This is a genomic window from Lachnospiraceae bacterium oral taxon 096 (assembly GCA_018141845.1).
Lineage (GTDB): Bacteria > Bacillota > Clostridia > Lachnospirales > Lachnospiraceae > F0428.
In genome coordinates this window covers 1941209-1955269 of record CP073340.1, presented here as the reverse complement: position 1 = coordinate 1955269, position 14061 = coordinate 1941209, and the positions used below count along the sequence as shown (strand labels likewise).

14 protein-coding genes are annotated in these 14061 nt (G+C 39.5%); 13 read left to right on the top strand and 1 reads right to left on the bottom strand.

All coding sequences use genetic code 11. The annotated features are described in order from the left end of the window. The first annotated feature begins 62 nt into the window (after positions 1-62). The 7 genes from J5A74_09420 (at position 63) to J5A74_09390 (ending at position 6820) form a co-directional block, all read left to right on the top strand. On the top strand, positions 63-473 hold the full coding sequence (locus J5A74_09420; protein ID QUI95584.1) for a hypothetical protein: 411 nt from the start codon (positions 63-65) through the stop codon (positions 471-473). Beyond that, positions 473-1138, top strand: coding sequence for a TVP38/TMEM64 family protein (locus J5A74_09415; GenBank protein QUI95583.1), 666 nt, complete (start codon positions 473-475; stop codon positions 1136-1138). The genes J5A74_09420 and J5A74_09415 overlap by 1 nt, the downstream gene beginning before the upstream one ends. Further along, positions 1128-2111, top strand: coding sequence for a (Fe-S)-binding protein (locus J5A74_09410; protein QUI95582.1), 984 nt, complete (start codon positions 1128-1130; stop codon positions 2109-2111). The genes J5A74_09415 and J5A74_09410 overlap by 11 nt, the downstream gene beginning before the upstream one ends. Next, positions 2108-2794: a TVP38/TMEM64 family protein gene (locus J5A74_09405; protein ID QUI95581.1), complete on the top strand. Its 687-nt coding sequence runs from the start codon at positions 2108-2110 to the stop codon at positions 2792-2794. Before J5A74_09410 ends, J5A74_09405 begins: the two co-directional genes overlap by 4 nt. Then, positions 2784-4118: a TIGR04283 family arsenosugar biosynthesis glycosyltransferase gene (locus J5A74_09400; protein QUI95580.1), complete on the top strand. Its 1335-nt coding sequence runs from the start codon at positions 2784-2786 to the stop codon at positions 4116-4118. The genes J5A74_09405 and J5A74_09400 overlap by 11 nt, the downstream gene beginning before the upstream one ends. Further along, on the top strand, positions 4118-5125 hold the full coding sequence (locus J5A74_09395) for an aminoglycoside phosphotransferase family protein (protein QUI96880.1): 1008 nt from the start codon (positions 4118-4120) through the stop codon (positions 5123-5125). Before J5A74_09400 ends, J5A74_09395 begins: the two co-directional genes overlap by 1 nt. An 87-nt stretch (positions 5126-5212) precedes the next feature. Continuing rightward, positions 5213-6820, top strand: a complete 1608-nt coding sequence (locus tag J5A74_09390; protein QUI95579.1) for a CTP synthase — start codon at positions 5213-5215, stop codon at positions 6818-6820. A gap of 99 nt (positions 6821-6919) precedes the next feature. Here J5A74_09390 and J5A74_09385 read toward each other — a convergent pair whose 3' ends face one another. Beyond that, entirely contained in the window at positions 6920-8134 is a 1215-nt protein-coding gene (locus J5A74_09385; GenBank protein ID QUI95578.1) for an FprA family A-type flavoprotein, read from the bottom strand. Positions 8135-8237: 103 nt separating this feature from the next. Between J5A74_09385 and J5A74_09380 the strand changes: the two genes are divergently transcribed. The 6 genes from J5A74_09380 to J5A74_09355 all read left to right on the top strand — a co-directional run bounded on the left by J5A74_09380 (position 8238) and on the right by J5A74_09355 (position 14039). Continuing rightward, positions 8238-9254 carry an MBL fold metallo-hydrolase gene (locus tag J5A74_09380; protein ID QUI95577.1) on the top strand — a complete coding sequence of 339 codons (1017 nt, stop codon included), beginning with the start codon at positions 8238-8240 and terminating at the stop codon, positions 9252-9254. Between the two features lie 52 nt (positions 9255-9306). Further along, the gene (locus J5A74_09375) at positions 9307-10482 is read left to right on the top strand and encodes an NAD-dependent malic enzyme (protein ID QUI96879.1); all 1176 of its coding nucleotides are present in this window, start codon (positions 9307-9309) and stop codon (positions 10480-10482) included. A 76-nt stretch (positions 10483-10558) separates the two neighbouring features. Beyond that, complete coding sequence (locus J5A74_09370; protein QUI95576.1) at positions 10559-11665, top strand: glycerol dehydrogenase; 1107 nt, start codon at positions 10559-10561, stop codon at positions 11663-11665. 191 nt (positions 11666-11856) lie between these two features. After that, on the top strand, positions 11857-12384 hold the full coding sequence (locus tag J5A74_09365) for a folate family ECF transporter S component (GenBank protein ID QUI95575.1): 528 nt from the start codon (positions 11857-11859) through the stop codon (positions 12382-12384). An 86-nt stretch (positions 12385-12470) separates the two neighbouring features. Continuing rightward, positions 12471-13304: an Mrp/NBP35 family ATP-binding protein gene (locus J5A74_09360; GenBank protein QUI95574.1), complete on the top strand. Its 834-nt coding sequence runs from the start codon at positions 12471-12473 to the stop codon at positions 13302-13304. Positions 13305-13340: 36 nt separating this feature from the next. Further along, positions 13341-14039 carry a GTP pyrophosphokinase family protein gene (locus J5A74_09355; GenBank protein QUI95573.1) on the top strand — a complete coding sequence of 233 codons (699 nt, stop codon included), beginning with the start codon at positions 13341-13343 and terminating at the stop codon, positions 14037-14039. The last annotated feature ends 22 nt before the right edge of the window (positions 14040-14061 follow it).

Below are 14061 nucleotides of genomic sequence, written 5' to 3'. Positions count from 1 at the left end.
TAGAAAAAAGGCTGATGTTTAACTTTGAGATGGACATCAGTCTTTTCTCATAGGAGATAAAAATGAAAAAAGTGTTGTCGATCATTACGATAGTTTTAGAGGTATTGTTTTTGGTGGGAGCAGGAATTATACGCTATTTCACAGAGAGAAAGATGGGAATGGCAAGGCATATGGTCTATATGACAAGAAAGTGGAGTGAGGTTGTACCACTGGAAGTTTTACGCTATGTGGTTCCGATTGTGCTGATTATTTTCTGTATTTTTTCTTGTCGATATTTTGTGGGAGTAAAAAAGACAGCAAGAAGGATAGTCGCCTTTGCTGTCACTGCAATATTTTGCATCGCTTATATTGTGTATTTTATTTATGGATTTATTCAATCCCAGAGAGATTTTTTTGAAGTTGGATTATTGCTTTCTATTGCATTACTACTTCAGATCATAAGATTGTGGATATTGATGTTGGGGAAAAAATAATGAAAAATAAGAAGTTATACATTTTTATTGGGATTATTCTTTTGCTTCTTGTTGCAAATCACTTTTTGGGATTTTCAAAATATTTTACATCAGGAAAACTAATGGAAGATTTGCAGGTGGTGGTGAAACAGAATTTGGCTCTTGCAATCTTGATTTATGTCATTGCGACAGTGGTAGGTTGTGTGGTTTTGGCTTTGCCAGGAATTAGTTTTGCAGTGATTGCCGGTGTGCTCTTTGGGCCATGGCTTGGCACGGTTTGTTGTATTGTGGCCGTAAGCCTTGGGGCAATGGCTTCATTTTTGGCAGGGCGGTATTTTTTGCAGGATTCTATTCGACCGCTTGCAATGAAGAATACATATATTCGAAAGTGGCTGTTTGAAGGAGGAAAACAAAATAAGATTCTTATTTTGATGATTACAAGACTTTTACCCATTTTTCCCTATAATTTGCAAAATTTTGCTTATGGAATTACGGATATTGGATTTATTGATTTTAGCTTATATTCTTTTATCTTTATGCTTCCTGGGACAGCGATGTATACGATTGCCAGTGCAGGGGTTGCCAGTCAAAAAAATCGTTGGTTCTACATTGCAATTGCTGTGGTCATTGCCCTAGCTCTTTTTCCAAGTGTTCGCTATGTGAGGAGGAAGTATATTGAAAAATAGAGATGGAAGCATTCAAAGTTGTATTCATTGCCATAAATGTCAAAAAAATTGTAAATTTTTGACAAAATATGGAATAGATATTGGAGATGAAGAGAAATTGAGGGAATTGGCCTATCACTGTTTCTTGTGCGGACGCTGTACTCAAGTCTGTCCAATGAAAATTGATGGTAGAGCGGAAGTATTAAAAATGCGACAAGAGAATGTGCGACAAGAGAATGGAAGTGTATCAGGGTATTCTTGGTTGCTTTTGGAAAAGAAGAACTATCTCTTTAAAAATTATAGTGGAGCAGAGGCAAAGAGGGTCATTTTTCCAGGATGTAATTTTCCTTCATTTTATCCAAAGACGACACGCCATTTGATAGAGCTATTGCATGAAAAGATAGGAGCTGGAGTGGCCTTTGATTGTTGTGGAAAGCCAGTAGCAGAACTTGGGTTAGTGACAGAGGAGAAAACCATTATTCAAAGAATACAGAAAAAAATTGAGGAATGTGGGATTGAGGAAATGATTATGCTTTGTCCCAATTGCTATGATTTTTTGTCTGGAAAGCTCAAAGCAAAGATTACAATGGTGTATGATGTCTTAACTGAGCTTGGAATTGGAGAAAAGATTGAAGAGGAAGTGAAACTTTTCCCACCATGCCCACAGAGAGAGAGAAAGGAATTGTTGACTTCGGCTTGTCAATTTATTTCTAAAACGCCAGAACAGATAGAAGACATTCAATGTTGTGGACTGGGTGGCTGTGCGGCCATGAAGGAAAGAGAATTGGCCAAGGAACTTTCCTCTGGAATCCAAAATGAGAATCAACCAGTTTACACCTATTGTGCCACCTGTGCTGGGAATTTCCATCGAAATGGCTCCGATGTAAACCATATTTTGCCCAAGATTTTGGGCACGGATGAGCAGGCAGATATCGCAGCATCCTTGATGAATAGGGCAAAAATGAAATTTTTTAAAATGAGGAAGAAAAAATGAAAGAAAAAAAGAAAATCATTTTACTTATTGTTTTGTTTGCTTTTGTTTTGACCTTTTTCTTTGTGCCACAAGTCAATCGCATAATGAAAGAAGTTTTTCGTGTTTTTGCTACAGGGGATTTTCGAGTTTTGAGAGATTTTGTGGCTCACTATGGCGTCTATGCGGCATTGGTTTCTTTTTTGTTGATGGTGTTTCAGTCCTTGGCAGCACCCTTACCTGCTTTTTTAATTACCTTTGCCAATGCAAATCTCTTTGGATGGTGGAGGGGAGCCATTCTTTCATGGTCATCAGCAATGGCAGGGGCTGCCATCTGCTTTTATGTAGCTCGAATTCTTGGAAGAGATACAGCAGAAAAGTTGACAAGTAAGGCAGGAATGAGCCAAATTGAAGAATTTTTCAAAAAATATGGAAAAAATACCATTTTAATTTGTCGCTTGCTTCCATTTGTTTCTTTTGACTATGTTAGTTATGCGGCTGGTTTAACTTCGATGAGTTTTTGGTCATTTTTTGTTGCCACAGGAATTGGGCAGTTGCCAGCAACCTTAGTTTATTCCTATGTGGGAAGCTTTTTGACAGGGGGAGCAAAAATTATGGTGACTGGACTTTTTATTTTATTTGCTCTTTCTGCATCGGTTATGATGCTTCGCCACATTTATCAGGGAAGGAAGAAAAATGAGAAATAATGCATTGATTATATTTACAAGAGTTCCTATAGAGGGAAGGACAAAGACAAGATTAATGCCTTATTTAACAGGAATTCAGGCAGCAAAGCTTCATGCAGCGATGTTAAAAGATATTCAAGAGAGGATAGACAAGGTAGAGGCCGATGTCTTTGTATTTCATACCCCAGAAGATGTCCATGGTTTGTTACATGAGATATTTTTTCGAGCAAAGGATTTTTTCCTTCAAGAGGGAAATGATTTAGGGGAGAGAATGAGTCGTGCTTGCGGTAAGATTTTGAATTTGGGCTATCAAAAAATTGTATTAATAGGGACAGATGTTCCTATGATCACAGAAAGAGAGATTGCTAGGGCATACCAAAAATTAGATTTTAGTGATGTGGTATTTGGACCAAGTGAAGATGGTGGCTATTATCTTGTGGGGATGAAAAGGAAAATTCCTATTATTTTTGAAAAACAGGCTTATGGAGAGGGGAAAGTTCTGGCACAGACAAGACATCGCCTGCATAGAGAGGGATTTTCTTCGAGTTTAGTTCAGATGCTATTTGATATTGATGAAAGAAAAGATATCGATCAATATCGAATGGCGGCAGCAAAGGACAAAGATATGCAAAGGATGGCAACATTTTGTTGTCTGCAAAAATTTTTAAAGGTTTCTGTCATTGTTCCCATCTACAATGAAGAGAGCACAATTCTTTCACTAAAGGAGCAACTGCATAAGATAAAGGATCAAGCGGAGATTATTTTTGTAGATGGACAAAGCACAGATCACACATTGCAGCTTTTAGGCGATGAGTTTGTAGTTTTACAATCGAAAAAGGGAAGGGCGGCACAGATGAATTTGGGAGCAAAATATAGCACAGGTGATATTTTGTTCTTTTTACACTGTGACAGTATACTTCCAGAGGATTTCTTACAGCAGATTAAGGAAGTGTCAAAGACACATCTTGCCGGTTGCTTTGGCATTGCATTTGATACAAAGAGTGTATTGATGAAAATTTGTCAAGTCATTTCAAATCATCGAATTAAGGATAGGAAAGTGATGTTTGGAGATCAGGGTATTTTTATCTGGAGAGAATTATTTGAAGAGATGGGTGGATATCAAGAGTTGCCGATTATGGAGGATTATCAATTTTCTTTGGATTTAAAGGAAAGAAGAGTGAAACTTGGAATTACAAGAAAGAGGATTTATACTTCCGATCGAAGATTCCCAAAGAGTACGATGGGCAAGTTAAAAATAATGTGGAAGATGAATCGATTGAGAAAATTATATCGTGATGGTGCGAGTATTGAAAAAATTCACCGAGCATACAAGGATGTAAGATGATGAAAAGGATAAAGGGATTGGAAGAATATGTGCAATGGAGTGTTTATCGTCAAGCACTCGGATTGCCCAAGGATCAAGAAGAACAGTATGAGCTCTTGGCACAGGGGGAGTATAATATCAATTACCTCTTTGTGCATCCAATAACACAGAAACGCTTGATTTTGAGACTAAATACAGCAAGTCAAATGCACCTAGAAAATCAGATTGAATATGAGTATCAAACTTTGAAGTTTTTGGAAAATTCAGGTCACACGCCCAAAGTGTACTACTGTGATGGAAGCAAACAAAAACTAATGTATGGTGTGTTAGTAATGGAATTTTTGGATGGAAAAAGTTTAGATTACACGAAAGATGTTCAGGTAGGATTAAGAATTTTATCGGATATTCATGCAATAAAAGTTCCAGAGAATACCCATCTTTTGCGACCAAAGAGTGGCCCAGAAGCAATGCTTTTGGAGTGCAGAAATATGTTTATTCAGTATAAGAAATCAAGTCTTTGTGAGAAAAAAATACAATCCAAAGTGGAGAAGATGCTTGACACAATGGGAGAGAGAATAAAGGCAGTAAAGATGATCAGTCCATATTTGTGTTGTATTAATACAGAGTTGAATAATACGAACTTTTTAATCAATCCTCAAGGGCAAAATAGTCTCATTGATTGGGAAAAGCCACTCTATGCAGATCCTGCACAGGATATTGGTCATTATTTGGCACCAACGACTTCTTTTTGGAAGACAGACATTATTTTTGACTCTCTACAAATTGAAGAGTATATTGAGCATTATATTGAAGAGGTCAATGGAAGATTTGACTGTACAGGTTTGAGGGAGAGAATAATGACCTATATTCCTCTCAATTGTATGAGAGGCTTGACATGGTGTGCAATGGCCTGGGTAGAATATCATCAACCAAATCGAGCCATTTTCAATGTAGATACCTATGAAAAGTTGAGTGAGTACTTAAGTGATTCATTTCTTTCTAAAATTGAAGAATTGCTTCTTTATTGACAAATCTTTTTTGGATCATTAGAATTAAGAAGGGCGTTAGGGGACGAAGTCTTCTGACGCTTATTTATTTTAGTGGGAGGAAAAGTGATGGTAAAGTATGTGTTTGTTACAGGTGGAGTAGTATCAGGGCTTGGAAAGGGAATTACGGCAGCTTCTCTTGGGCGTTTGCTAAAGGCAAGAGGGTACCGTGTGACGATGCAAAAATTTGATCCCTATATCAATATGGATCCAGGGACAATGAATCCAATCCAACATGGAGAAGTTTTTGTCACCGAAGATGGTACAGAGACAGATCTTGATTTGGGGCATTATGAGCGGTTTATCAATGAAAATCTAGATAAAAATTCCAATGTAACAACAGGAAAAATCTATTGGTCAGTGCTCAATAAGGAGCGCCATGGAGATTATGGCGGAACAACCGTGCAGGTCATCCCACATATTACAAATGAGATTAAGAGTCGCATCTACAGGGAAGAATGTGAGAGTGAGCAGATGACGATTTCCATTATTGAAATTGGTGGAACCGTTGGGGATATTGAAAGTCAGCCATTTTTGGAGTCAATTCGTCAATTTCAGGCAGAGGTGGGAAGGGACAATGCTATTGTTATAGAGGTGACACTCGTTCCTTATATCAAGGCTTCTGGGGAGCTAAAGACAAAGCCAACGCAGATGAGTGTAAAGAGCTTGCAGAGTATGGGAATTTGGCCAGATATTTTGGTATGTCGCTCAGACTATCCAATTGAGGATGGGATGAGAGAAAAAATTGCACAATTTTGTAATGTAAAGAAGGAGCATGTATTACAAAATTTGGATGCCAATTCGCTCTATGAAGTGCCACTGATGATGGAGGAAGAAAATCTTGCCAAGGCAGTATGTGAATGTTTAAAGATTGATTGTCCAGAGCCAGACTTGACAAGATGGAAACAGATAGTTCATAATCTGCACAATACAGAATATGATGTGACCATTGCCCTTGTGGGAAAATATGTTGAATTGCATGATGCCTATTTGAGCGTGGTGGAAGCTCTCAATCACGCGGCCATTCAGGCAAAGACGAAAGTTCATATTCGCTGGATTGATTCAGAAAATGTGAATCCAGACACAGTGGAGGAGTATTTGCATGATGTCGATGGAATTTTGGTACCAGGTGGATTTGGCACCCGTGGCATTGAGGGAATGGTTCAGGCTATTCAATATGCAAGGACAAAGAAGATTCCATTTTTGGGGCTTTGTCTTGGAATGCAACTTTCCATTGTAGAATTTGCAAGGCATGTCCTTGGGCTTCACGATGCATCGAGTGTAGAGTTTGATCCAGAGACCAAGAATCCAGTGATTCACTTGATGCCAGAACAGGAGGGAGTAAAAAATCTAGGAGGAACATTGAGACTTGGTTCCTATCCTTGTGTGCTGAGTGAGGGAAGCATTGCCTATGCACTGTATGGAAAAAAAGAAATTACAGAGCGCCATAGACATCGCTATGAGGTCAATAATGACTATGTAGCGAAATTTGAGGAGGCGGGAATGAGTGTTTCAGGCAAGTCACCAAGTGGAAGAATTGTAGAAATGATTGAGTTAAAGGATCATCCATTTTTTGTGGCCACACAGGCACATCCTGAGTTTAAGTCAAGACCAGATGTCATTCATCCTCTATTTGCTGGGCTCATTGGTGCGGCATTGGAAATGAGAGCACAATAAAACAACAAATATCTTGTAAAATAAACAAACGGACGCAACCAAAATGGTTATGTCCGTTTGTTTGTTTATTTTGTGGTATTCGGATTGTGAACCGTCTATTTAATTTGACTCAACAAGAGCAACAATATCATCGGCCATCTTCTCAAGGGCTGCCACTTGATCTTCCTTTAGAGAAGACTTAATCGTGAGCATATCATCCATAATGGTGATATGTTTCATTGCAGCGAAGATCTCCTTCATAGTCTTTCCAGCAGTAACAGCCCAAGTACCATTTTCGATAATGGCAACGGTCCTCTTTTGGAAGTTATGAAGTCGCAAGTCATTTAAGAAGTCTTCCATAGGAGTGAACACACTTCCGTTGTAGCTGGCTGAGGCAAATACAAGGGCCTTTGCACGGAAACATTCAGAAACAAGATAGGACTTGTCGATACCGGCAACATCATACATCTTGATATGCTTTAAGTTGCGCTTTGCAAGTTCATTTGCAAGGTACATTGCTGCATTTTCTGTATTGCCATAAACTGATCCGTAGAAAATGACAACCTCATCATCTTCTGGTGTGTAAGTTGCCCACTTGGAATATTTTTCTACAAACCAAGTGATCTTCTTTGGATCTCTCCAAATTGGACCATGGAGTGGGAAGAGGTATTCAATGTCAAGTCCAGCAGCTTTATTGAGGAGGGCTTGAACCTGAATGCCATACTTTCCAACAATGTTGGTGTAATATCTTCTTGCCTCATCCAATAATTCTGTCTCAAAATTTACCTCATCGGCATAGAGATTTCCACTGAGGGCACCAAAAGTACCAAAGGCGTCTGCAGAGAAAAGTGCTTTTGAAGTGGAGTCATAGGTGACCATAACTTCTGGCCAATGAACCATTGCAGCAGTATAGAAGGTGAAATTGTGCTTTCCTGAGCAAAGACAATCGCCTTCCTTCACTTCCATAGTGCGACCTGCAAGGTCAAAAGTGAAGAACTGTCGAATCATCTGGAATGTCTTTGCATTTCCAATGATTGTGGTTTCTGGGTGGCGAAGAACAACCTCAGATAGAGTAGCTGCATGATCTGGCTCCATATGGTTGACAATCACATAATCGAGTGGTCGACCATTGAGAACATTTTCTACATTTTCAAAAAAAGCCTTACTGACAGATGAATCCACTGTATCTAAGAGAACAGTCTTCTCATCCATTACAAGATAAGAGTTGTAGGAAACGCCAGTTGGAATAGGATATACATTTTCAAAAAGGTGAAGTCTCCTGTCACTAGCTCCTACATAGTAGATATCATCAATAATGTTTCTTGCCTGATGCATTTTAATCCTCCTAAATATTGAAAAGTTATGATAGTATTATAGCATAGTATTGTGAGATAGGAAGTGTAGTATATAAATAAAAACATATTTTTTGGAGGCAGTGATGCGTGAAATATTGAAAGATATATTTGTTAACGAAGTCAAGTTAAAAATGAAGGATCCCCCATTTTTAAATTTGATTGTGGTCAAGGCAAGCCCGCGAAGTCTTCTGTTTGATACAGGAGTGACAAAAGTGGCAAGTGAGTCCTGTGCACAGGCATTGTATGATATGTTGGAAAGTCTAGGAATTGAGATCAAAGACCTAGACTGTTTTATTTCACATGCACATCCAGACCACATTGGGTTGACAAAAGAATTGTCAGAAAAGGGGGCGACTATTTATGCCAATGCTGATGAAATGAAGGCATGGGATTCTCTGATTTATTATCAAGTGGCGGATGAAAAAAAGCGTGAGAGATTATTTCAAAGTGTAGGTTTGGAAAGAAAAAAGCTTCCTGCTGTCTATGAAAAGATGTCAGAAACGGCAATGAGAGAGTTTTTTAATATGCCTTTTGCCAATTTTGAATTTACACCTATTCGTCCGGGGGATATGCTATCTTATGGGGAGTATCATTTTCAGATTGTTTCACTTTCTGGTCATACGAAATACCAAATGGGATTGATGGATGAGGAAAAGAAGGTTATCTTTTGTGCCGACCACATTATGCAAAGAATTGTACCCATTGTTGGAGCCATTGATGATGGAGAAAATGGTCTGGAATGCTACTTTCAGACGATGCGGTTTTTGAAAGAAAAGTGCAGGGGCTTTCTTTTTATTCCCTGTCATGGAGAGGAATTTCGAGATCTTGAAATTGAAGCTGATCGCATTGTCAATCATTATTTGAGCAAATGTCAATTAATGATTGATCTTCTTCGCAAGAGAGGGGAAAAAATGACGATTCGAGATATTGGGACAACGATTTATGGCAGGGATAGAGAGCATCCAGATATGAAAAAGTTTAGTTCCTGTCTACTGATTTGGGCAAAGACCTATGCCTGTCTTCTCTATATGAGAAGTTTGGGCTTTGTTTTAGAAGAAGAGGTGGACGGAGTGCGGTACTGGTTCTATAATAAAAAATGACAATGCTACAAAGTAATGGAAAATAATATAAAGGAAGGACAGAAATATGGCAATAGATTTTAACCAAGCAGCACTAAAATTACATGAGGAACACAAGGGAAAGATTGGAGTCATCAGCAAGGTAAAGATTGAGACAAAGGATGATCTATCTACAGCTTATACCCCTGGTGTGGCCGAGCCTTGTAGAAAGATTCATGAGGACGAAAAAAATGTATGGAAATACACGGCAAAGTCAAATCTTGTCGCTGTGGTTTCGGATGGAACAGCGGTTCTTGGGCTTGGAAACATTGGGGCAAAGGCAGCAATGCCTGTGATGGAGGGAAAGGCAGTGCTCTTTAAGAATTTCGGAAATGTGGATGCCTTTCCAATTTGTTTAGATACTCAGGACACAGAAGAGATTATTCAGACAGTAAAAAATATTGCACCATGCTTTGGCGGGATTAATCTTGAGGACATTGCTTCTCCAAAGTGCTTTGAAATTGAGCAAAGATTAGAGAAAGAACTAGAGATTCCTGTTTTTCATGACGATCAGCATGGTACAGCAATTGTGGTTACGGCAGCCTTGATTAATGCTCTAAAGGTTGTAAAAAAGGAACTTTCGGACATTAAAGTTGTGTTAAATGGACCAGGAAGTGCAGGAACGGCAATTATTAAGATGCTGATCGAAGTGGGTGTAAAGAATATCATTGCCTGTGATGAGCATGGCATTTTATATAAGTCAAGGGGCATTGGCATTGAGGATCATAAGGCCATGCTTTGTGAGATTACAAATCAGGATGATCTTCGCGGAAATCTTTCCGATGCTCTTGTGGATGCCGATGTCTTTATTGGTGTATCGGTTGCCAATTGTTTGACTAAAGATATGGTAGCGACAATGAAAGAAAATCCGATTGTGTTTGCAATGGCCAATCCAAATCCGGAAATTAGCTTTGATGATGCCAAGGAAGCTGGTGTGGCGGTAATGGGAACAGGAAGAAGTGATCGTCCAAATCAAATTAACAATGTGCTTGCCTTTCCAGGAATTTTTCGAGGTGCCCTTGATGCGGGGGCAAGGGACATCAATTATGAAATGAAAAAGGCGGCAGCTTATGCGATTGCGGAGTTGGTGACCGAAGATAAGTTGTGTGCAGATTACATTATTCCATCCGCACTGGAAGAGGGAGTGGCCGAACATGTCGCTAAGGCTGTGGCTGAGGCTGCTGTTACAAGCGGTGCCATAAGAAAATAAAAAACTATTGATTTTTTTTTGACGAATAGTATAATAAGGCTGTAAGTCAAGAAAAAATTAAAGTGAGGAAATTATCATGGCAGGAAGATTGAAATTGATGCGTGCACCATTGCGCTACATTCAAGGATTGGATGCACTTTGTTCGTTTCATAAGGAATTGGGCGATTTGGGAAATCGCTGGCTCTTTATTTGTTCAAACAGTGGACATAAGGCGTGTCACGACAAGATCGAATCAAGTTTTGCTGGAGAGAACGATTATAGAAGGTATGAAATTTTTGGTGGTGTATCCAGCACAGGCGAAATCGAAAAGATGAGAAAGATTGTCGCTGAAGATAAAATCGATGTTGTTGTAGGTATTGGTGGTGGCTCAGCCATTGATACAGCAAAGGCGGTTGCATACTATGAGAAATTGCCAGTGGCTGTAGTGCCAACAGTAATTGCGACAGATGCACCTTGCACGGGACTTTCAGTTATTTATAATGACGATTATAGTTTTGATCGCTATTTGTTCTATCCAGATAATCCACATGCCGTTATTGTCGATAGTCAAGTTATTGCAGAGGCACCAGTGAGCTTTTTGATTGCTGGAATGGGCGATGCACTGGGAACATATTTTGAGGCCAGAATTTGTGCAAAGTATGATGCTCCAAGTCTTGAAAATGGTGGCGTAACTCTTTCTGCCATGGCACTTGCCAAGCTTTGCTATGAGACATTAAAAACTTATGGAAAAGCAGCAGTTGCTTCTTGTGAGAACAATGTGGTTACTCCAGAGCTCGCAGCAATTATTGAGGCCAATGTCTATTTGTCTGGCGTAGGTGCAGACAATGGTGGTTTGGCTTGTGCCCATTCTTTCTATAATGGTGTGACAGCACTTGGTGGACATACAGCCCCACATGGTTGCTGTGTGGCCTTTGGTACATTGGTTCAATTGATTCTTGAGGGTGCAACTAAGGAAGAGTTTAAGGAAGTTCAGGATTTTTGCTTAGAAGTTGGACTTCCAGTGACCTTGGCAGAAATAGGATTAGATATCAATGACAAAGAGGCATTGATGAAGGTGGCAGAAGCCGCATGTGTGGAAGGAGAGACCATCCACAACATGATTCCAGATGTCTCAGCAAAAGAACTTTACAACGCAATGATTACCTGTGATGTATTGGGACGCGAGGCAAAGGAAGCAAAGTAAGTCAGAAACAAATAAATCAATATTTTATATGCAGAGTAGACTCGAATGCGTTAAGTGTCGGCTGAACAGGGAGTTGTCAGTCGGACGAAGCCAAAAGGTGCGGTATTCGGGTCGCATCCCGCTGCAAAGTAGATAGCAAAAGCTATCTCCCTTGTAGTATGTGGCAAAAATCTGCAAAGGAGGTAGCTTTTATGTTTAGAGAATCATTAGAAGAGTTAAAAAAGACAAGAACCATCACAATTTGTGGTCTATTTGCAGCTATGTCTTGTCTGATGGGGTCATTTACCATTCGCATTGGAAATATACTAAAGATTGGTTTTTCTGGTCTTATCAATGAGTTAGTTTCCATGTTTTTTGGCCCTGTGGTAGGTGGTGTGTTTGGTGGTATGACCGATGTGCTGAAATATATTCTTAGACCAGATGGAGCATTTTTGATTGGAATGACACTCAATAGTGCATTGGCCGGCGTGATTTATGGCATATTTTTGTATAAGAAAAAGATTTCATTTTGGCGGATTTTGGTTGCAGGAGTTGTTGTTGGTTTCCTTTGTAATATTATCATTACTACTTGGTTGTTGGTTCCACTTACAGGAAAGGGATTTTTTGTCATGTTGCCAACTCGCCTGCTGAAAAATGTTGTGATGATACCGATTAATGCATTCATCTTTTACTTGCTTCAGCAAGGGCTAGTTACGGCAAAAGTGCACAGAGCTATTTAGGCAAGAAATATAGATGCTAGACGAAAATGGAAATAAGTTCTATAATATATCTTATAGAACTTATTTTTTTTGAGGAGATTTTTAGTATGAGTGAAAGTTGTAATAGCAATTGCGGATCCTGTGCACAAAGTTGTAGCTCAAGGAAGGCACCGATGGATTTGCGTGCACAACTTGCTAAGGAGAGCAAGGTAAAAAAGGTTATTGGCATTGTCAGTGGAAAGGGCGGAGTTGGTAAGTCTTTGACAACGACAATGATGGCAGTAAAGACAAGAGCTAAGGGATTTCGCACAGCCATTTTGGATGCAGATATTACAGGTCCTTCGATTCCAAAGGCCTTTGGTATTGAGGGAAAGATTGGTGTGACAGACAGTGGATTGATGGTTCCAGCAACCTCATCGACTGGAATTTCCATTTTGAGTTCCAATCTTTTGTTGGACAATCCAACAGATCCGGTGATTTGGAGAGGTCCTGTTGTTGCTGGTGTGGTAAAGCAATTTTGGAGTGAGGCACTCTGGGAGGACATTGACTATATGTATGTCGATATGCCACCGGGAACTGGTGATGTTCCATTGACAGTGTTTCAGTCCCTCCCTGTCGATGGCATTATTATTGTGACAAGCCCACAGGAATTGGTCTCGATGATTGTGGCCAAGGCTGTCAATATGGCGAATAAGATGAACATTCCAATTCTTGGTGTTGTGGAGAATATGAGCTATTTTGAATGTCCTGATTGTGGCAAGCGTCATGCCATTTTTGGAGAAAGTCACATTGATGAGATTGCAAAGGAATATGGCTTAGAGGTACTTGCTAAACTTCCAATCAATCCAGCCATTGCTCAGGCTGTGGATGAAGGAAGGGCAGAGTACTTAGATGCCCCTTGGCTCGACAAGGCAGTGGAAAAGGTAGTTGGTGGCAATTAATTAGCAAAAGTTAGGAAAGAAAGTCAGGAATAGATCATGAAAATGGAAACAAATCCAAATAGTGAATTGATCCAATCCATTGTCTCTACGCCCAATTTGGCCGAAGTGCCAAAGGAGGTCTTTGACAATGGATATGAGTTTCAGCAGGCCATGATGATGTATAATTGTGCCATTCGTGAAGTGAAGACAAAGTTAGAAGTGCTCAATGATGATTTGACAGTGAGAAATAGTAGAAATCCCATAGAAGTCATTAAATCTAGGGTGAAAAAGCCAAAGAGCATTGTAGAAAAACTAAAGCGGAAAGGGCATCCTGTAACTATTCAGGCAATGATGGATAAACTCGATGATATTGCAGGGGTTCGTGTCATTTGCTCATTTATTGATGATATTTATGATGTTGCAGATATGTTGCGTCAACAAGATGATGTCTCTGTAATTGCAATTAAAGATTATATTAAGGCACCAAAGGACAATGGGTATCGTTCCTATCATATGATTATTGAAATTCCTGTATTTTTTTCAGATCGCAAGCAGATGATGAGAGTTGAAGTTCAAATTCGAACGATTGCAATGGATTTTTGGGCAAGCTTAGATCATCAATTGCAATACAAAAAAGAAATTAAAGATGCAAAGGAGATTGGAGAGGACTTGCGACAATGTGCCGAAGTGATTGGAGACATTGACGCAAGGATGCTCTCCATTCGCCAGCGTCTAGAGATGCAAGAGGCCGAATAGAGCACAAAAAAGCCAGCTAAGG